Annotated in this window: 17 protein-coding genes; 12 read left to right on the top strand and 5 right to left on the bottom strand. The window is 63.2% G+C overall.

The window, feature by feature from the left end:
* Nucleotides 1-112: 112 nt before the first annotated feature.
* From ACIQUS_RS05015 to ACIQUS_RS04995, 5 genes are all read left to right on the top strand, one after another.
* A complete protein-coding gene (locus ACIQUS_RS05015) occupies nucleotides 113-1,021 on the top strand; it encodes a carbohydrate ABC transporter permease (RefSeq protein ID WP_403043668.1) in 909 nt (302 codons plus the stop codon).
* The gene (locus ACIQUS_RS05010; protein ID WP_403043666.1) at nucleotides 1,014-1,859 is read left to right on the top strand and encodes a carbohydrate ABC transporter permease; all 846 of its coding nucleotides are present in this window, start codon (nucleotides 1,014-1,016) and stop codon (nucleotides 1,857-1,859) included. Before ACIQUS_RS05015 ends, ACIQUS_RS05010 begins: the two co-directional genes overlap by 8 nt.
* Before the next feature lie 6 nt (nucleotides 1,860-1,865).
* Nucleotides 1,866-3,023 carry an ABC transporter ATP-binding protein gene (locus ACIQUS_RS05005; RefSeq protein WP_403043663.1) on the top strand — a complete coding sequence of 386 codons (1,158 nt, stop codon included), beginning with the start codon at nucleotides 1,866-1,868 and terminating at the stop codon, nucleotides 3,021-3,023.
* Nucleotides 3,024-3,077: 54 nt separating this feature from the next.
* Entirely contained in the window at nucleotides 3,078-4,424 is a 1,347-nt protein-coding gene (locus tag ACIQUS_RS05000; protein ID WP_403043660.1) for a carbohydrate porin, read from the top strand.
* Nucleotides 4,425-4,534: 110 nt separating this feature from the next.
* Nucleotides 4,535-5,389, top strand: coding sequence for a D-hexose-6-phosphate mutarotase (locus ACIQUS_RS04995; protein WP_285861528.1), 855 nt, complete (start codon nucleotides 4,535-4,537; stop codon nucleotides 5,387-5,389).
* Here the strand turns inward: ACIQUS_RS04995 and hexR are convergent.
* Nucleotides 5,382-6,242 (bottom strand): DNA-binding transcriptional regulator HexR, encoded by an 861-nt coding sequence (gene hexR / locus ACIQUS_RS04990; RefSeq protein WP_174242320.1) that lies wholly within the window; start codon nucleotides 6,240-6,242, stop codon nucleotides 5,382-5,384. The two genes, ACIQUS_RS04995 and hexR, sit on opposite strands and share 8 nt — an antisense overlap.
* A 212-nt stretch (nucleotides 6,243-6,454) precedes the next feature.
* Between hexR and zwf the strand changes: the two genes are divergently transcribed.
* Genes zwf through ACIQUS_RS04975 form a run of 3 tightly spaced genes read left to right on the top strand, consistent with a single transcriptional unit; the run spans nucleotide 6,455 to nucleotide 9,316 of the window.
* Nucleotides 6,455-7,924 (top strand): glucose-6-phosphate dehydrogenase, encoded by a 1,470-nt coding sequence (gene zwf, locus ACIQUS_RS04985; protein ID WP_403043657.1) that lies wholly within the window; start codon nucleotides 6,455-6,457, stop codon nucleotides 7,922-7,924.
* On the top strand, nucleotides 7,911-8,624 hold the full coding sequence (gene pgl, locus ACIQUS_RS04980) for a 6-phosphogluconolactonase (protein ID WP_403043655.1): 714 nt from the start codon (nucleotides 7,911-7,913) through the stop codon (nucleotides 8,622-8,624). The genes zwf and pgl overlap by 14 nt, the downstream gene beginning before the upstream one ends.
* A gap of 17 nt (nucleotides 8,625-8,641) precedes the next feature.
* Nucleotides 8,642-9,316, top strand: coding sequence for a bifunctional 4-hydroxy-2-oxoglutarate aldolase/2-dehydro-3-deoxy-phosphogluconate aldolase (locus tag ACIQUS_RS04975; RefSeq protein WP_403043653.1), 675 nt, complete (start codon nucleotides 8,642-8,644; stop codon nucleotides 9,314-9,316).
* Between the two features lie 181 nt (nucleotides 9,317-9,497).
* On the opposite strand, the gene leuA is transcribed toward ACIQUS_RS04975, so the two are convergent.
* From leuA to ACIQUS_RS04955, 4 genes are all read right to left on the bottom strand, one after another.
* Nucleotides 9,498-11,171: a 2-isopropylmalate synthase gene (gene leuA / locus ACIQUS_RS04970; RefSeq protein WP_403043651.1), complete on the bottom strand. Its 1,674-nt coding sequence runs from the start codon at nucleotides 11,169-11,171 to the stop codon at nucleotides 9,498-9,500.
* A 312-nt stretch (nucleotides 11,172-11,483) separates the two neighbouring features.
* On the bottom strand, nucleotides 11,484-12,308 hold the full coding sequence (locus tag ACIQUS_RS04965) for a peptidoglycan DD-metalloendopeptidase family protein (RefSeq protein ID WP_403043648.1): 825 nt from the start codon (nucleotides 12,306-12,308) through the stop codon (nucleotides 11,484-11,486).
* A gap of 3 nt (nucleotides 12,309-12,311) precedes the next feature.
* Nucleotides 12,312-13,691 (bottom strand): exodeoxyribonuclease VII large subunit, encoded by a 1,380-nt coding sequence (gene xseA, locus ACIQUS_RS04960; protein WP_403043646.1) that lies wholly within the window; start codon nucleotides 13,689-13,691, stop codon nucleotides 12,312-12,314.
* An 8-nt stretch (nucleotides 13,692-13,699) separates the two neighbouring features.
* Entirely contained in the window at nucleotides 13,700-14,659 is a 960-nt protein-coding gene (locus tag ACIQUS_RS04955) for a LysR family transcriptional regulator (RefSeq protein ID WP_403043643.1), read from the bottom strand.
* Nucleotides 14,660-14,761: 102 nt separating this feature from the next.
* Between ACIQUS_RS04955 and ACIQUS_RS04950 the strand changes: the two genes are divergently transcribed.
* The 4 genes from ACIQUS_RS04950 (at nucleotide 14,762) to guaA (ending at nucleotide 19,332) form a co-directional block, all read left to right on the top strand.
* Nucleotides 14,762-15,544, top strand: a complete 783-nt coding sequence (locus ACIQUS_RS04950; protein ID WP_403043641.1) for a TSUP family transporter — start codon at nucleotides 14,762-14,764, stop codon at nucleotides 15,542-15,544.
* Nucleotides 15,545-15,562: 18 nt separating this feature from the next.
* Nucleotides 15,563-16,120 (top strand): sugar ABC transporter ATPase, encoded by a 558-nt coding sequence (locus ACIQUS_RS04945; RefSeq protein ID WP_403043638.1) that lies wholly within the window; start codon nucleotides 15,563-15,565, stop codon nucleotides 16,118-16,120.
* Nucleotides 16,121-16,205: 85 nt separating this feature from the next.
* Nucleotides 16,206-17,675, top strand: a complete 1,470-nt coding sequence (gene guaB, locus ACIQUS_RS04940) for an IMP dehydrogenase (RefSeq protein WP_403043636.1) — start codon at nucleotides 16,206-16,208, stop codon at nucleotides 17,673-17,675.
* Nucleotides 17,676-17,754: 79 nt separating this feature from the next.
* Nucleotides 17,755-19,332, top strand: a complete 1,578-nt coding sequence (guaA, locus tag ACIQUS_RS04935) for a glutamine-hydrolyzing GMP synthase (RefSeq protein ID WP_403043633.1) — start codon at nucleotides 17,755-17,757, stop codon at nucleotides 19,330-19,332.
* Nucleotides 19,333-19,385: the final 53 nt, after the last annotated feature.

Here is a 19,385-nt window from a genome sequence, read left to right as displayed (position 1 = left end):
TGCTGTAGGAGTGGGCGTGCCGCATCGCGGGTCAAGCCCGCTCCTACAGGATTAGCGCGACCCTTGTAGGAGCGGGCTTGTCCCGCGATAAGCCTCAACACGAGATATCCTCATGAGCACTGTTGCCCCGTTCACCAAGGCCTCGCCCTTCGACGCCTTGCAGCGCTGGCTACCCAAGCTGGTGCTGGCGCCGAGCATGCTGATCGTCCTGGTCGGCTTCTACGGCTACATCCTCTGGACCTTTGTCCTGTCCTTCACCAATTCGAGCTTCATGCCCAGCTACAAGTGGGTGGGCCTGGCCCAGTACGCGCGGCTGATGGAGAACGACCGTTGGTGGGTGGCGAGCAAGAACCTGCTGGTGTTCGGCGGCTTGTTCATCGCCATCAGCCTGGCGGTCGGTGTGCTGCTGGCGGTCCTGCTGGACCAGCGCATCCGCCGCGAGGGCTTTATCCGCACGGTCTACCTGTACCCCATGGCGCTGTCGATGATCGTCACCGGCACTGCCTGGAAATGGCTGCTCAACCCGGGCCTGGGCCTGGACAAGATGCTCCGTGACTGGGGCTGGGAAGGCTTTCGCCTGGACTGGCTGGTGGACCCCGACCGGGTCGTCTACTGCCTGGTGATCGCTGCCGTATGGCAGGCCTCGGGCTTTGTCATGGCGCTGTTCCTGGCGGGGCTGCGCAGTGTCGACCAGTCGATCATCCGCGCAGCGCAAGTCGATGGCGCCAGCCTGCCGAGCATCTACCTGCGCATCGTTCTGCCGAGCCTGCGCCCGGTGTTTTTCAGCGCCCTGATGATCCTCGCGCATATCGCCATCAAGAGCTTCGACCTGGTGGCGGCGATGACGGCGGGCGGGCCGGGCTACGCCTCGGACCTGCCGGCGATGTTCATGTATTCCTTCACCTTCAGCCGCGGGCAGATGGGCATGGGCTCGGCCAGCGCGATCCTGATGCTCGGGGCGATCCTGTCGATCCTGGTGCCTTACCTGTATTCGGAACTGAGGAACAAGCGCCATGACTAGATCCCTGGCTCCCCGACGCTTCAGCTTCAGCCGTCTGGCCATCTACGCGACCCTGCTGCTGGCCTGTGCGCTGTACCTGATTCCGCTGATCGTGATGTTGCTGACCAGCTTCAAGTCGCCCGACGATATCCGCACCGGCAACCTGCTGAGCTGGCCCGATGTGGTCACGGCCATCGGCTGGGTCAAGGCCTGGGACACCGTCGGTGGCTACTTCTGGAACTCGGTGAAGATCACCGTCCCAGCCGTGGTGATCTCCACGTTGCTCGGCGCCTTGAACGGTTACGTGCTGTCGATGTGGCGCTTTCGCGGCTCGCAACTGTTCTTCGGTCTGTTGTTGTTCGGTTGCTTCCTGCCGTTCCAGACCGTGCTGCTGCCGGCCTCGTTCACCCTCGGCAAAATGGGCCTGGCCAGCACCACCACGGGCCTGGTGCTGGTGCACATCGTCTACGGCCTGGCCTTCACCACGCTGTTCTTTCGCAACTACTACTGCAGCGTGCCGGATGCCCTGGTGCGGGCAGCGCGCCTGGACGGGGCGGGGTTCTTCACCATCTTCGGCAGGATCCTGCTGCCGATGTCGGTGCCGATCATCATGGTCTGCCTGATCTGGCAGTTCACCCAGATCTGGAACGACTTTCTCTTCGGCGTGGTGTTCGCCAGTGGCGACGCCCAGCCAATCACCGTGGCCCTGAACAACCTGGTCAACACCAGCACCGGGGTCAAGGAATACAACGTCGACATGGCGGCGGCGATGATCGCCGGGTTACCGACCCTGTTGGTCTATGTGCTGGCTGGCAAGTATTTCCTGCGCGGGCTTACCGCTGGCGCGGTCAAGGGGTGAAACAACATGGCAACGCTTGAACTGCGCAACGTCAACAAGACCTACGGCAGCGGACTGCCGGATACCTTGAAACACATCGACCTGTCGATCGACTCCGGGGAGTTCCTGATCCTGGTCGGGCCCTCGGGCTGCGGCAAGTCGACCCTGATGAACTGCATCGCCGGCCTTGAACAGATCAGTGGCGGCGCGATCCTGGTGGACGATGCCGACATCAGTGGCATGAGCCCCAAGGACCGGGACATCGCCATGGTCTTCCAGTCCTATGCGCTGTACCCGACCATGAACGTGCGCGACAACATCGCCTTCGGCCTGAAGATGCGCAAGATGCCCGCGGCAGCCATCGACGAGGAGGTGGCGCGGGTGGCCAAGCTGCTGCAGATCGAACACTTGCTCGGCCGCAAGCCCGGCCAGCTTTCCGGTGGCCAGCAGCAGCGGGTGGCCATGGGCCGGGCGCTGGCGCGGCGGCCGAAGATCTACCTGTTCGACGAACCGCTGTCCAACCTCGACGCCAAGCTGCGGGTAGAGATGCGCACCGAGATCAAGCTGATGCACCAGCGCCTGAAGACAACCACGGTGTACGTCACCCACGACCAGATCGAAGCCATGACCCTGGGCGACAAGGTGGCGGTGATGAAGGATGGCCTGATCCAGCAGTTCGGCACCCCGCAGCAGATCTACAACGATCCGGCCAACCTGTTCGTCGCCAGTTTCATCGGCTCGCCCCCGATGAACTTCATTCCCCTGCGCCTGCAACGCAAGGAGGGGCGTCTGCTGGCGCTGCTCGACAGCGGCCAGGCCCGTTGCGAGCTGCCGCTTGGCATCCATGATGCCGGGCTTGAGGAGCGCGAGGTGATTCTCGGCATCCGCCCCGAGCAGATCACCCTGGCGCCGGCCCAGGCCAATGGCCTGCCGAGCCTGCGCGCCGAGGTGCAGATCACCGAACCCACCGGTCCCGACCTGCTGGTGTTCGTCACCCTTAACCAGACCAAGGTCTGCTGCCGCCTGGCGCCGGATGTGGCGGTGCGGGTCGGCGATACCCTGAACCTGCAGCTCGATCCCGAACGGGTGTTGCTGTTCGATGCCGTCAGTGGCGAGCGCCTGGGGGTGAAGGTCGCGTCGCAGCCGGCCGGCCAGGACAACGTGGCGCAGTTCAAGGGCCGCTGAATGCGTTGCAGGTCGTGCAAGCCCATCGATAACAATAAAACGAGGACACAAGGGATGGATCACTTCAAGCACATCAAGCCGCTGGCTTCGCTGAGCCTGCTGGCGGCGTTCGGGGTCAGTTGCGGGGCGCACGCGGCGGGCGCCTTCGACCCCGAATCGAAATGGATGAGCGGCGATTGGGGCGGCACGCGCACCGAACTGCTGGAGAAGGGCTACGACTTCAGCCTTGATTACGTCGGTGAAGTGGCCGGCAACCTCGATGGTGGATACAACGACGACAAGACCGCCCGCTACAGCGATCAGTTCGCGCTGGGCATGCACCTGGACCTGGAAAAGATCCTCGGCTGGAACGATGCCGAGTTCAAGCTGGCGATCACCGAGCGTAGCGGCCGCAACCTGTCCAACGACCGCATCAGCGATCCGCGTGCCGGTCAGTTCAGTTCGGTGCAGGAAGTCTGGGGCCGTGGCCAGACCTGGCGCCTGACCCAGATGTGGATCAAGCAGAAGTACTTCGATGGCGCCCTGGACGTGAAATTCGGTCGTTTCGGCGAGGGCGAGGACTTCAACAGTTTCCCCTGCGACTTCCAGAACCTGGCGTTCTGCGGCTCCCAGGTGGGCAACTGGGTGGGCGACATCTGGTACAACTGGCCGGTCAGCCAGTGGGCGCTGCGGGTCAAGTACAACATCACCCCGGAGTTCTTCGCCCAGGTCGGGGTGTTCGAGCAGAACCCTTCGTATCTTGAGACCGGCAACGGCTTCAAGCTCAGCGGCAGTGGCACCAAGGGCATGATCCTGCCGGCGGAGCTGGTCTGGTCGCCCAGGGTCAACGAACTGCCGGGCGAATATCGTCTGGGGTACTACTACAGCACCGCCAAGGCCGATGACGTCTTTGACGATGTCAACGGCCAGCCCCAGGCCATTACCGGCAACGACTTCAAGTCGCATTCCAGCAAGCATGGCTGGTGGGTGGTGGCCCAGCAGCAGGTCACCGCGCACAACGGCGACGCCAGCCGGGGCCTGAGCCTGTTCGCCAATTTCACCGTGCATGACAAGGCCACCAACGTGGTCGACAACTACCAGCAGGTGGGCATGGTCTACAAAGGCGCCTTCGATTCACGGCCCAAGGACGACATCGGCTTTGGCGTGGCGCGGATTCACGTCAACGATGATGTAAAAGACCGCGCCGAACTGCTCAACCAGCAGAGCGGCATCAGTGACTATGACAACCCCAACTTCGTGCCGATCCAGGAAACCGAGTACAACGCCGAGCTCTACTACGGCATCCACGTCACCAACTGGCTGACCGTACGACCCAACCTGCAGTACATCAAAAGTCCGGGTGGGGTGGACGAGGTGGACAACGCATTGGTCGCCGGGTTGAAGATTCAGTCGTCGTTCTGAGGCATTTTGTTGTAAATTTACGAGCTCATCGCGGGGCAAGCCCGCTCCTACCCTGTAGGAGCGGGCTTGCCCCGCGATGAGGCCCTGACTAACAACAAGAGTTTCCAGCTATGCCCGAGCACCCGCTACAGCGCTTTTTCACCTCGCAACGGCCGCGGCCGACCTTCGAGTGGGAGCGTTACCAGCAGCGCGATGTGCTGATCATCGATCATCCCCAGTGCCAGGCGGTATTCAGTCGCCAGGGTGCACAGTTGCTGCACTTCCAGCCCAGGGGCGAGCGCCCGTGGCTGTGGTGTGCCGCACAGTGGCCGCAGGTCGGGGCCATACGCGGCGGCGTGCCGGTGTGCTGGCCCTGGTATGGCCGTCACCCCAGTGAAGACATGTGGCCGGCGCACGGCTGGGCGCGGTTGCTCGACTGGAAGCTGATCGACAGCAGCGAAGATGAACAGGGCGTGAGCCTGAAATGGCGCCTGCAGCTGTGTGACTGGCAGGTGGACCTCTCGGCGCGGCTGGGCCAGAGCATGGAGTTGCAGTTGAGCACCGAGCATCAGGACAGCTTGCCGTGCCAGTTGAGTCATGCTCTGCTGGCCTACTGGCGTATTAGTGACGTTTCTGAGATAGCGCTATCTGGGCTAGAAAACATTGAGGGTTACGACCGATTGAACCGTCAGGCCTGTCGCCAGAAGGGCGCACTGAAGGTGCATGGCGGCTGTCAGCGGGTGTTCCCCAATGTGCCGACCGTGCAGCTGCACGATCCGGCCTGGCAGCGTCAGCTGTGCATCGATACCGGTGACAGCGAGGACACCGTGGTCTGGCATCCAGGCAGTCGGCCGCTGATGGGCGTCAGTGGTAGCGAGACCCTGGGCTTCATCTGCGTCGAGGCGGCCAGTGGCAGCAGTGACAGCCTGAGCCTGGCGCCGGGTGAACAGGCACACCTGCGTTTGCAGGCGCACCTGCTCAGTTGAGTTCGTCGTCGATCGGGTAGCGGCTGGCGTTGAGGCTTTCCTTGATCTTGCGCAGGTGCGGCTGGAAGTCCACGCCACGGCGCAGGGTCATGCCGGTGGCCAGCACGTCGAGCACGGTCAGTTGGATGATGCGCGAGGTCATCGGCATGTAGATGTCGGTGTCTTCAGGCAGGGGAATGTTCAGGCTCAGGCTGCTGGCCTTGGCCAGGGGCGAGTCGGCAGCGGTCAGGCCCAGTACCGAGGCGCCGTTTTCCCGGGCCAGGCGCGCTACTTCCACCAGTTCACGGGTGCGTCCGGTGTAGGAGATGATCACGAACAATTCGCCGGTGTGGGCAACGGAGGCGAGCATGCGTTGCATCAGTACGTCGGCGTGGGCTGACACGGCGAGGTTGAAGCGGAAGAATTTGTGCTGGGCGTCCAGGGCCACCGGGGCCGAGGCGCCGAGGCCGAAGAAATGGATCTGGCGGGCCTGGATCAGCATGTCCACGGCGCGGCTGATCAGTTGCGGGTCGAGCTGCTGACAGGCGCTGTCCAGCGAGGCGATGGCGCTGCCGAAGATCTTCTGGGTGTAGGACGCCGGATCATCGTCGGCTTCCACCGCCCGGCTGACATAGGCTGCACCGCTGGCCAGGCTCTGGGCCAGTTGCAGTTTGAGCTCGGGGTAGCCGCTGACGCCGAACGAGCGGCAGAAGCGGTTGACGGTCGGTTCGCTGACCTTGGCCGCCTGGGCCAGGGCGGCGATGCTGAAGCGGGTGGCTTGCTGGGGGTTGAGCAGGATGACTTCGGCGACTTTGCGCTCAGCCTTGTTCAGCTCTTCGAGGCGGCCCTGGATCTGTTCCAGGAGGTTTCGCACGCGGTCCATGGTGGGTTCCTTGGGTCGAGAAGGCAGCCGGCTGACCACGGCAGCAGGCTTTTGACAGGGTGGCCTATCGTACTGATGGCATGGTTGGCACACCACTTGAATCTGTCCGCTGGGTAAAATGTTGTGGTTTTTACTACATTATCCCTTGAAAACCGGGGATGAAAACGGTATTTCTAGATCAACTTGATAAAAGAACAAACATCATGGCTTCGATCAGCGTTGAACCTTGCACCTTCGCCCTGTTTGGCGCGCTTGGCGACCTGGCCCTGCGCAAGCTGTTTCCTGCGCTCTACCAGCTCGACCGGGCCGGTCTGCTGCATGCCGAAACCCGGGTACTGGCACTAGCCCGCGAGCCGGGCAGTGCGCAGGAGCACCTGGTGTCGATTGAAGCTCATTTGCAGGCATTCGTCCCGAGCGGGGAGGTCGAGCCCATCGCCCTGCAGCGCTTTCTGGCGCGGCTTACGTACCTGCATGTGGATTTTCTCAAGGTCGATGATTATCACGCCCTGGCCGCACAGGTCGGTGCCGACAGCCCGCTGATCGCCTACTTCGCGACGCCGGCGGCGGTCTATGGGGGAATTTGCGAGAACCTCGACAAGGCCGGCCTCAGCGCCCGCACCCGCGTGGTCCTGGAAAAGCCCATCGGCCACGACCTGGAGTCGTCGCGCCGGGTCAATGATGCGGTGGCCCAGTATTTCCCGGAGAATCGCGTCTACCGCATCGACCACTACCTGGGCAAGGAAACGGTACAGAACCTGATCGCCCTGCGCTTTGCCAACAGCCTGTTCGAAACCCAGTGGAACCAGAATTCCATCTCCCACGTGGAAATCACCGTGGCCGAGAAGGTCGGCATCGAAGGCCGCTGGGGCTACTTCGACAAGGCCGGGCAGCTGCGCGACATGATCCAGAACCACCTGTTGCAGCTGCTGTGCCTGATCGCCATGGACCCGCCCAGCGACCTCTCGGCCGACAGCATTCGCGACGAGAAGGTCAAGGTGCTCAAGGCCCTGGCGCCGATCACCGGCGAAGGCCTGAGCACCCGCGTGGTGCGTGGCCAGTACATCGCCGGCTACAGCGAAGGGCGCTCGGTGCCCGGTTACCTGGAAGAAGACAACGCCAACGCCCAGAGCGATACCGAAACCTTCGTCGCCCTGCGCGCCGACATCCGCAACTGGCGCTGGTCGGGCGTGCCGTTCTACCTGCGTACCGGCAAGCGCATGCCGCAGAAGCTGTCGCAGATCGTCATCCATTTCAAGGAAACCCCGCACTACATCTTCGCCCCGGAACAGCGTTTGCAGATCGGTAACAAACTGATCATCCGCCTGCAGCCGGACGAAGGTATTTCCTTGCGGGTGATGACCAAGGAGCAAGGCCTGGACAAGGGCATGCAACTGCGCAGCGGGCCGTTGCAGCTGAATTTTTCCGATACCTGGCGCAGTGCACGGATTCCCGATGCCTACGAGCGTCTGCTGCTGGAAGTGATGCGTGGCAACCAGAACCTGTTTGTTCGCAAGGATGAAATCGAATACGCGTGGAAATGGTGCGATCAGCTGATCGCTGGCTGGAAGGCTGCTGGTGATGCGCCCAAGCCCTATGCCGCCGGCTCCTGGGGGCCGATGAGCTCGATTGCATTGATTACCCGTGACGGGAGGTCGTGGTATGGCGATATCTGAACTTGAACTGCCGGCAACCGTGACGGCGCACGAATTCACCGAAGGCGCGAAGCTGGCCGAAGGCCTGGCGCAAGATGTCGCCGAACGCCTGCGCGCGGCCATCGCCGCCAACGGTACCGCCACCCTGGTGGTGTCCGGCGGGCGCAGTCCGGTGGCGTTCTTCGAGGCGCTGGTCAAGCAGGCGCTGGACTGGTCGAAGGTGCTGGTCACCCTGGCCGATGAGCGCTGGGTGCCGGTCGAGCACGCCGACAGCAATGCCGGGCTGCTCAAGCGTCATCTGCTGGTCGGCAAGGTGGCCAAGGCGCGCTTCCTGAGTCTCTATCACCCGGCCGCCAATCTGGAAGCCGCGGCCCTGAAAGCGGACCAGGCACTGGCCGAGTTGCCGGGCATCGATGTGCTGGTGCTGGGCATGGGTGACGACGGCCATACCGCCTCGCTGTTCCCCGGCAGCCCGAACCTGGCCGAAGGCCTGGACCGGCAAGGCACGCGCCGTTGCCTGCCGATGCTGGCGCCGAGTGTGCCGCACCAGCGCCTGAGCATGACCCGTGCGCTGCTGGCCAGCGCCCGATTTACCGCCTTATCGCTGCAAGGGGCGGGCAAACTCGCTACCCTGCGCGCCGCGCTGGCAGCAGGCGATGCGCAACACATGCCGATATACGCCTTTGTGCAAGACCCTCTGGATATTTACTGGTGCCCATGAGTCAAGGAACTGCCGTCATGACCACGCTTGAACTGAAACAGCCGGGAGCTTCCATGGCCGACAAAATTGCCCGGATCGATCAGATCTGTACCCAGGCGCGCATCCTGCCGGTGATCACCATCGCCCGTGAGGAAGACATCCTGCCCCTGGCCGATGCCCTGGCTGCCGGTGGCATCAAGACCCTGGAGGTCACCTTGCGCTCGGCACATGGCCTGAAGGCCATCCAGGTCTTGCGCGAACAGCGTCCGCAGCTGTGCGTCGGTGCCGGCACCGTGCTGGACCGCAAGATGTTCGCGGCGGTCGAGGCTGCAGGTGCGCAGTTCGTGGTGACGCCGGGGATCACCCAGGATTTGCTCGAAGCCGGTGTGGAAAGTGCCATCCCGCTATTGCCGGGCATCAGCACGCCTTCGGAGATCATGAGCGGTTATGCCCTGGGCTACCGCCGCTTCAAGCTGTTCCCGGCGGAAATCAGCGGCGGTGTCGCGGCGATCAAGGCCTATGGCGGTCCCTTTGGCGATATCCGTTTCTGCCCGACCGGCGGGGTCAATCCCGGCAATGTGAAGAGTTACATGGCCTTGCCCAACGTGATGTGCGTGGGTGGCACCTGGATGCTCGACAGCGGCTGGATCAAGAATCGCGACTGGGCGCGGATCGAAGCTTGCAGCGCAGAGGCGTTGGCACTGCTGGACTGACATTTTTCGTTGTGTGCTACACGGCTTGTGGGGCGCTTGGTCGGCGCCCCTTTTTTTTGCCTGTGCAGGCCTGATCGCGGGACAAGCCCGCTCCTACCTGTAGGAGCGGGCTTGTCCCGCGAAGATCAGCACCCACAAAAAAGCCCGCCTGTTCAGGCGGGCTTTTTCTCAGCCAGGGCGCTTACGCAGCCTTGGCCGTCTGCTGGCTCAGCGAGCGGTTCAGGGCGCTGAACAACGCCTTGAAGCTGGCGGTGGTGATGTTTTCATCGATCCCCACACCATGCACCGGACGGCCACCGGCCACACGCAGCTCGATGTACGCCGCTGCCTTGGCATTGGTGCCGGCACCGATGGCGTGCTCGTTGTAGTCCATGATTTCCACCGCGATCGGCAAGCCGGCCACCAGGGCTTCCAGGGCGCCATTGCCCTTGCCGCGCCAATGCAGGGTGGTTTCGCCCTCGCCGGACACTTCGACTTCCACCGCGCTGTGGCCGTTCTCTTCCTGCAGGCGATGGCTGACCAGCGCGTAAGGTGCATTGGCCTGCAAGTATTCGCGGTGCAGCAAGCTGTAGATCTGCTGGGCAGTCATCTCCAGGCCCAGGCGGTCGGTTTCACCCTGTACTACCTGGCTGAACTCGATCTGCATGCGGCGTGGCAGGCTGATGCCGTATTCCTGTTCGAGCAGGTAGGTGATGCCGCCTTTGCCCGACTGGCTGTTGACGCGAATCACTGCCTCGTAGCTGCGGCCAATGTCGGCTGGGTCGATCGGCAGGTAGGGCACTTCCCACTTGGCGTCGTCCTTCTGCTGGGCGAAGCCTTTGCGGATGGCGTCCTGGTGCGAGCCGGAGAACGCGGTGTGAACCAGGTCGCCGACATACGGATGGCGTGGGTGCACCGGAATCTGGTTGCACTCTTCGACCACCTTGCGCACACCGTCGATATCGGAGAAGTCCAGTTGTGGGTCCAGGCCCTGGGTGTAGAGGTTCAACGCCAGGGTCACCAGGTCGACGTTACCGGTACGCTCGCCGTTACCGAACAGGCAGCCTTCGACACGGTCGGCGCCGGCCATCAGGCCCATTTCGGTGGCGGCCACGCCAGTGCCACGGTCGTTGTGGGTGTGCAGGCTGATGATCACGCTGTCGCGGCGGCTGACATTGCGGCCGAACCACTCGATCTGGTCGGCGTAGATGTTCGGCGTCGAGACTTCGACGGTGGCCGGCAGGTTGAGGATGATCTTGTTGTCCGGGGTCGGGTTCCAGACCTCGATCACCGCGTCGCAGACTTCCTTGGCGAACTCCAGCTCAGTGGCGCTGAAGGTCTCTGGCGAGTACTGGAAGGTCCACTGGGTTTCGGGCTGCTGGGCGGCATATTTGACGAACAGCTTGGCCGCGCTCACCGCGATGTCCTTCACGCCTTGCTTGTCCTGGTTGAAGACAATGCGGCGGAACGACGGGCTGGTGGCGTTGTACAGGTGGACGATGGCCTTTTTCGCCCCGCGCAGGGACTCGAAGGTACGGGCGATCAGGTCTTCACGGGCCTGGGTCAACACCTGGATGGTGGTGTCATCAGGAATGTGGCCGTCTTCGATCAGGGTGCGGACGAAGTCGAAGTCGGTTTGCGAGGCCGACGGGAACGAGGCCTCGATTTCCTTCACGCCGACGCTGACCAAAGTCTTCCAGAAACGCAGCTTCTTCGTGGCATCCATTGGCTCGATCAGCGACTGGTTACCATCGCGCAGGTCGGAGCTGCACCAGATCGGGGTCTGGGTGATGGTCTTCGACGGCCAGGTACGGTCAGGCAAGTTGACGGTAGGGAAGGCACTGTATTTTTTCGAAGGGTCTTTGAGCATGGTCATGAAAGCAATCCTTGAATGTGCGGCCTGGAAAGGTGGCCTGCCGAGCGATAACGAGATGAAAAGGCGAGGCGACGCGATTCAGCTTGGTAGTCGTGCACTGACCAGGCAGAGGCTGCGATGTTGACGAAGCAGGATGAGGGTCTGAAAGGTTTTCATGGCTTCAACCCTAACCAGTGGGGTGAAAGATGGCAAGCCTTGGAAAAAAATTGAGAGAAATGCTCAAAATATCAAATAAATTGAGATTTTATAGCGGATCCTGAACAAAAAGACCGCGCCAGTTGCGCGGTCTTTTTGAATGGCGCAAGCCAGGTGTCAGGGTTGGAAGGCGCCGATGAAAATCGCCGGATCCACTCGCGCATCATTGAGGCTGACGTTCCAGTGCATGTGCGGGCCGGTGGCGCGCCCGGTCGAGCCGACCCGGCCGACCACGGCGCCACGGCTGAGCATCTGTCCGGGTTTCACATCGACCTTGGACATGTGGCAGAACATGCTGATAAAGCCCTGGCCGTGGTCGACGAACACGGTGTTACCGTTGAAGAAGTAGTTGCCGACCAGGATCACCTTGCCGTTGGCCGGGGTCTTGATCGGCGTGCCGGCGGGTACGGCGAAGTCCAGGCCGGCGTGGGGGTTGCGCTCTTCGCCGTTGAAGAAACGGCGTACGCCGAACTTGCTCGACAGCGGGCCGTTGACCGGTTTGTCGAGGATCAGGTTGCTCGGCAGGGTGGGGCTGAAGCTGCGGTAGGCCTTGAGCTGCTCGGCAAGCTCGCTCTCGATGCGCTTGAGGTCGGCGGGGTCGGGGTTGACCTGGCGCTTGTTCTTCAGGGTGATGCGCTGTTCCGGGTACTTCTTGCTGGCGACGGTGAAGCTCAGGGTGCGCGTGCCCTGGGTGATGTGTGCCGTGCCGGGCTTTTGCGTCAGGGGCAGGCCGACGATGGCCAGCCAGGTGTCCTGTTCCCTGACCACCAGCACCGGCTTGCCGTCGAAGCGTGCACTGGGCGCCTGGGCCGCTGGGCCCAGGTCGATGACGGCAACACCGCCCGGCACCGGTTTGTTCAGCTGGCGAGTGATGTAGCTGGCCTGGGCACTGCCGGTGAAGATCAGGCACAGCAGTAACAGCGAGGCAAACAGACGGGGCATGGTTCAGTCCAGGAGGGAAAGCGTGACCGGGGTCAGGTGATTGTCTTCGACCCGCACCAACAGCTCACCTTCGCCCAGGCGTGCGTTCAGGCGCTGGCCGTTGTGGGTCTGGGCCGCGCTGCGGATGGCCTGGCCGTGCTCGTCGAGCAGGATGCTGTAGCCGCGTCCGAGGGTCGCCAATGGGCTGACGACGTGCAGGGTCTGCATGTGCGCCTGCAGACGCTGGCGACGGTCTTTGAGGGTTTCGCGCATGGCCCGCGGCAGGCGTTCGGACAGGCTGTCCAGGCGCTGCTTGAGCAGTGCCAGGGTGCGTCCGGGATGTTGCGCGGCCAGGCGTGTATCCAGGCGCGCCAGGCGTTCACGGCGCTGATTCAGGCGCTGCTCGAACGCACGGCGCAGGCGCATGTCCAGGTCGTCCAGGCGCTGGGCCTGCTGGCGCAGGCGCTCGCCGGGGTGGCGCAGGCGTCGGGTCAGGCTGTCCAGGCGCAGGCGATCGTGGCTCAGGCGGCTCTGGATGCGTAGCAGCAGGCGGCGCTTGAGGCTGTCGATGCGCCGCTGCAGGTCGCTGCTGTCCGGGGCCAGCAGTTCGGCGGCGGCCGATGGCGTGGGGGCACGTACGTCGGCGACGAAGTCGCTGATCGAGACGTCGGTTTCATGGCCCACGGCGCTGACGATCGGTGTGGTGCAGGCGGCGATGGCCCGGGCCACGGCTTCTTCGTTGAAACACCAGAGGTCTTCCAGCGAGCCACCGCCACGGGCCAGGATCAGGGCGTCGAAGCCACGGCTGTCGGCCAGTTGCAGGGCACGGACGATCTGGTTGATGGCTTCGCGACCTTGCACGGCGGTGGGGATCAGGGTCAGCTCGACCTGCGGGGCGCGGCGGCGGAACACGCTGATGATGTCGCGGATCACCGCGCCGGTGGGCGAGCTGACGATGCCGATGCGCTGCGGGTGGGCGGGCAAGGCACGCTTGCGTTCGGCACTGAACAGGCCTTCGGTGCCGAGCTTTTCCTTCAGCGCTTCGAAGGCCAGGCGCAGCGCGCCATCACCGGCCGGCTCGACGGTGTCGAGGATCAGTTGATAGTCGCCGCGGCCCTCGAACAGCGAGACCTTGCCACGCACCTTGACCGCCAGGCCGTCGCGCAAGGCCTGGCGGACCCGGGCGGCGTTCTGCCGGAACAGCGCGCAGCGCACCTGGGCACCGCTGTCCTTGAGGGTGAAATAGACGTGGCCGGACGCCGGGCGGGCGAGGTTGGAGATCTCGCCTTCGACCCAGACACTGCGGAACACGTCTTCGAGCAGCACCCGGGCGCGGCCGTTGAGCTGGCTGACGGTCAGGACTTCGCGGTCCAGGCCGAGTCTTTCGAAGGGGTCTTTGATCATGGGCGGCATCATAAAGGATTGTGGCGGTCGCGAGGCAAGCCCGCTCCCGCAGGTTCTTCACTCACGGTGGGAGCGGGCTTGCCCCGCGATGAGGCCATATGCTCGACAAACTGCTCGACCAAGGCTCCGGCATCACGTCGATAGGCCAGCGCCACCGTACTGCTGCAGCCCGCGTCCGCCAGGGTGATGAACCGCAGTGAAGGTGGGGCGATCTCCTGCATGCACTGCGGCAACAAGGCCACACCAAAACCTGCCTGGATCAACTGCAGTTGAGTGGTCTTGCGCGATACCACCCGTGCGGCTTTCGGAAAGAACCCTGCCCCCATGCACAGTTCGGCAGACAGGTAGCTCAGGCCGCCGCGCTGGCGATGGGGAATGGAGATGAAAGGCTCGTCACACAATTGCGCCAGATCGACGCTGGTTTCCCCGGCCAGCGGGTGATCGTCGGCGACCGCCAGCAACAAGGGTTCTTCGAACAGCGGCCGGACACAAAGCCCCTCATGCTGGCGCAAAACCGGCAAGCGCAGCAGCCCGACTTCCAGGCGATCCTGCGCAAGCTCTGCCAGCTGCGTCTCGGATGACTGCTGGGCGATTTCCATGGCAACGCCCGGATGGTCATGCAGGTAGCCACTGAGTCGGGTCAACAGCTGCCCGGTCAATGGCACGGTGCTCGAATGATTCAGGCGCAGGTTGCCCTGGACGCCCAGGCCGACATCCCGCGCCAGGCGTTGGGCTTTTTCCAGGTCCACCAGCAAGGCGCGTGCCCTCGGCAAGAAGGCCTGGCCCGCAGCCGTCAGGTGCGGCTGGCGAGCGGTGCGTTCGAACAGTTTGGTTTCGAGTTGTGACTCCAGCTCCTTGACCTGGCGGCTCAGGGCCGACTGGGCGATGAACAGGCGCTCGGCAGCGGCGCTGAAACTGCCGCTTTCGGCGATTTCGACGAAGTATCGCAACTGACGGGTGGAGATCATTGGTGATATGCCGTTTCAAGATAGCTGGTGGCGTAATTGCATATTAGTCGGCATGGCTTGTCGCTGGCTAAAGTTTCCACACCTCCACTGTTGGCGACCGCCATGCTCTCGACCCTGTTTGCCCAGCTACCCTTCACGCCCCTCGACTGGTTGCCGATCCTGTTCGGCGTGGGCGCCGCCTATATTGTCTTCGGTATCGCCGGCTTCGGTACGGCGCTGGTGGCCGGGCCTGTGCTGATCAACTTCATGCCGCTGTCGCGGATCATCCCGTTGCTGGTGTTGCTGGATTTCGTCGCCGCGTTCGGCAACTGGCTGCCGGCGCGCAAGGCGGTGGTGCGGGCGGAATTGCTGCGCCTGCTGCCGTGCATGGTGCTGGGCTGCAGCCTCGGCGTGGTGTTTCTGCTCAACCTCAAGTCCGACCTGTTGCTGCTGCTGATGGGCCTGTTTATCAGCACCTATGCCCTGTATAGCCTGACGGTGAAGGCCAGGCCGGCGCAGCTCCCGGCCGGCTGGTCGGTGCCGATGGGAACCGTGGGCGGCTTGTTCGGGGCGCTGTTCGGTAGCGGCGGCTTCTTGTATGCCCTCTACCTCAATGCCCGACTGCCTTCCAAGGAGCAGGCGCGGGCGACCCAAGGCGTGCTGATCAGTTGCAGTACCGTGGTGCGTCTGGGCCTGTTCATGTTCGCTGGCGTGTATGCCGACCTGCCGCTGTTGCTGCTGGCCCTGTGCTTGCTGCCGATGATGGTGATCGGGCTCTATCTGGGCCGGCGCCTGACCCTGAACATGTCGCGGGACGCCTTCGTGCGCCTGGTCACCTGGCTGGTGCTGGCCAGCGGCATTGCCCTGATCGGTCGCTACCTGAGTGAGGTAAACTGGCAGTTTTGAGCATGTTTGGCTGCCGTCATGATTACCCAGAGCATCATTGTCCCGAAGATCTCCACCGTTCCCGTGCATGAGCCGCGCGCGCGGGCGATCCTGCGCTGGCTGGTGCGCGAGAAGATCATCGAGGAGCAGTTGAGCACCTGCGGCAGCACCGGCAACCGCATGGCCTATGCCATCGCCGAGGGCGCTCGCAAGGTGGTCGAGCGTCCCGATCTGCTGCCGTTCGGGCAGGCGGTCAACGGCCTGGAAGTGGTGACCAAACGCTGCATCTACACCCCGGTCGAGGGTTTTCTCGAAGAGGCCGGCTGCGCCGAGTGCCGCCGGGAAGTGGGGGTGGCCCTGTTCGAAAGCCTGGAGGAGTGGATGCCCGGGCAGACCGACAATTTCATCTGCCCGTTGTGCGGCCATGAAGACGATATCAACGGTTTTCTGTTCCTCCAGCCCTGCGCGTTTTCCAACCTGGGGTTCATCTTCAATAACTGGAGTGCGGCCGGATTTCGCCAGGCATTTCTCGATGAGTTCGCCGACTGGCTGGATCAACCGGTGGCCGTGGTGCAGGTGACGCGCGAAGGCAACTGACCGAAGGCCCATCTTTGCATTGAGCGAAGGGCTCTGGATGAGTATAATGGCGCGCTTCCATTTTTCCCGCCCGGGAGCCCCCGCGATGCTGCGTATCAGCCAAGAAGCCCTGACCTTCGACGACATTCTCCTAGTGCCTGGTTATTCCGAGGTACTGCCCAATGAAGTCAGTCTCAAGACCCGTTTGACCCGTGGCATCGAGCTGAACATTCCGTTGGTTTCCGCCGCCATGGATACCGTGACCGAAGCCCGCCTGGCCATCGCCATGGCCCAGGAAGGTGGCATCGGCATCATCCACAAGAACATGACCATCGAGCAGCAGGCTGCCGAAGTCCGCAAGGTCAAGAAGTTCGAGGCCGGCGTGGTCAAGGACCCGATCACCATCGAGGCCGACGCCACCGTGCGTGACCTGTTCGAGCTGACCCGCCTGAACAACATCTCCGGTGTTCCGGTGTTGCACGACGGCGACCTGGTCGGCATCGTCACCTCCCGCGACGTACGTTTCGAAACCCGCCTGGACGCCACCGTGCGTGAAGTGATGACGCCCAAAGAGCGTCTGGTCACTGTTCGCGAAGGCGCCAACAAGAACGAAGTCCGCGAGCTGCTGCACAAGCATCGCCTGGAAAAAGTCCTGATCGTCGACGACAAGTTCAACCTCAAGGGCATGATGACCGTCAAGGACATCGAAAAGGCCAAGGCCTACCCGCTGGCCAGCAAGGACGACCAGGGTCGTCTGCGCGTCGGTGCCGCGGTCGGTACCGGTAAAGACACCGGTGACCGTGTTGCCGCCCTGGTTGCCGCTGGCGTCGACGTCGTCGTGGTCGACACCGCCCACGGCCACTCCAAGGGTGTGATCGATCGCGTTCGCTGGGTTAAAGAAAACTTCCCGCAGGTCCAGGTCATCGGTGGCAACATCGCCACCGGTGCTGCCGCCAAGGCCCTGGCCGAAGCAGGCGCCGACGCCGTCAAGGTCGGTATCGGCCCAGGCTCGATCTGCACCACCCGTATCGTCGCCGGTGTCGGTGTGCCGCAGATCAGCGCCATCGCCAACGTCGCCGCCGCCCTTGAAGGCACTGGCATCCCGCTGATCGCCGACGGTGGCATCCGCTTCTCCGGTGACCTGTCCAAGGCCATCGTTGCTGGCGCCTCGGCCGTGATGATGGGTTCGATGTTCGCCGGTACCGAAGAAGCGCCGGGTGAAATCGAACTGTTCCAGGGCCGTTCCTACAAGGCTTACCGTGGCATGGGCTCGCTGGGCGCCATGTCCCAGGCCCAGGGCTCCTCGGACCGTTACTTCCAGGACTCCTCGGCCGGTGCCGAGAAGCTGGTACCGGAAGGTATCGAAGGTCGCGTGCCGTACAAGGGCACCCTGACCGCGATCATCCACCAGCTGATGGGTGGCCTGCGTTCCTCGATGGGTTACACCGGCAGCGCCAACATCGAAGAGATGCGCACCAAGCCTGAATTCGTGCGCATCACCGGTGCCGGCATGGCCGAGTCCCATGTGCATGACGTACAGATCACCAAGGAAGCGCCAAACTACCGCGTAGGTTGATGCTTCAGGCAACACTTGCTAGCGGGGCTGTTATCGACAGCCCCGCGTCGTTTCCGATTACCACTGACGAGATTGAGTCATGGCCCTCGACATTCACGCTCACCGAATCCTGATTCTCGACTTCGGTTCCCAGTACACCCAGCTGATCGCCCGCCGCGTGCGTGAAATCGGCGTGTATTGCGAACTGCACCCGTTCGACATGGACGATGAAGCGATCCGCGCATTCAACCCGCGCGGCATCATCCTGGCCGGCGGTCCCGAGTCGGTCCACGAAGCCAACAGCCCACGCGCCCCGCAGGCCGTGTTCGACCTGAAGGTCCCGGTGCTGGGCATCTGCTACGGCATGCAGACCATGGCCGAGCAGATGGGCGGCAAGGTCGAAGGTTCCGAACTGCGCGAGTTCGGCTATGCCCGCGTCGACGTGGTCGGCAAGAGCCGCCTGCTCGACGGCATCGAAGACCACGTCGACGATGACGGCGTACTGGGCCTGGACGTGTGGATGAGCCACGGCGACAAGGTCACCCAGATGCCGGGCAGCTTCAGCGTCCTGGCCAGCACCCCGAGCTGCCCGATCGCCGGCATGTACGACGATGCCCTGGGCTACTACGGCGTGCAGTTCCACCCGGAAGTGACCCACACCAAGCAAGGCGGTCGCATCCTTTCGCGCTTCGTCCAGGACATCTGCGGCTGCGAAGCCCTGTGGACCCCGTCCAACATCGTCGAAGACGCTATCGCCCAGGTACGTGAGCAGGTGGGTTCGGCCAACGTCCTGCTGGGCCTGTCCGGCGGCGTCGACTCCTCGGTGGTCGCCGCGCTGCTGCACCGCGCCATTGGCGACCAGCTGACCTGCGTGTTCGTCGACAACGGCCTGCTGCGCCTGCACGAAGGCGACCAGGTGATGGCCATGTTCAAGGAGAACATGGGCGTCAAGGTGATCCGCGCCGACGCCGAGAAGCAGTTCCTCGACAACCTGGCCGGCGAAGCCGACCCGGAGAAGAAGCGCAAGATCATCGGTCGTACCTTCATCGACATCTTCGATGCCGAGGCCAGCAAGCTGGACAACATCCAGTTCCTCGCCCAGGGCACCATCTACCCTGACGTGATCGAGTCGGCCGGCGCCAAGAGCGGCAAGGCCCACGTGATCAAGTCGCACCACAACGTCGGTGGCCTGCCGGAGGAAATGAACCTCAAGCTGGTCGAGCCGCTGCGTGAGCTGTTCAAGGACGAAGTGCGCAAGATCGGCCTGGAGCTGGGCCTGCCGTACGACATGGTCTACCGCCACCCGTTCCCGGGCCCGGGCCTGGGCGTGCGCATCCTCGGTGAAGTGAAGAAGGAATACGCCGACCTGCTGCGTCGCGCCGACCACATCTTCATCGAAGAACTGCGCAAGGCCGACTGGTACCACAAGACCAGCCAGGCGTTCGTGGTGTTCCAGCCGGTCAAGTCGGTTGGCGTCGTTGGCGACGGCCGTCGCTACGCCTGGGTTGTTGCCCTGCGCGCTGTCGAGACCGTGGACTTCATGACCGCTCGCTGGGCGCACCTGCCTTACGAGCTGCTGGAGACCGTCAGCGGTCGGATCATCAACGAGATCGAAGGCATCTCCCGCGTCACTTACGACGTGTCGAGCAAGCCGCCGGCAACGATCGAGTGGGAATGACAAAAAGGGCGCTTCGGCGCCCTTTTTGCTGCAGCCTCTATACACCTGGCGCT

Origin of the sequence: Pseudomonas sp. NPDC090755 (assembly GCF_044769005.1) — a bacterium.
In the GTDB taxonomy this organism is placed as follows: Bacteria; Pseudomonadota; Gammaproteobacteria; order Pseudomonadales; family Pseudomonadaceae; genus Aquipseudomonas.
The sequence above is the reverse complement of the archived record's forward strand: the minus strand, read 5'-3'. Positions and strand labels throughout refer to the sequence as shown.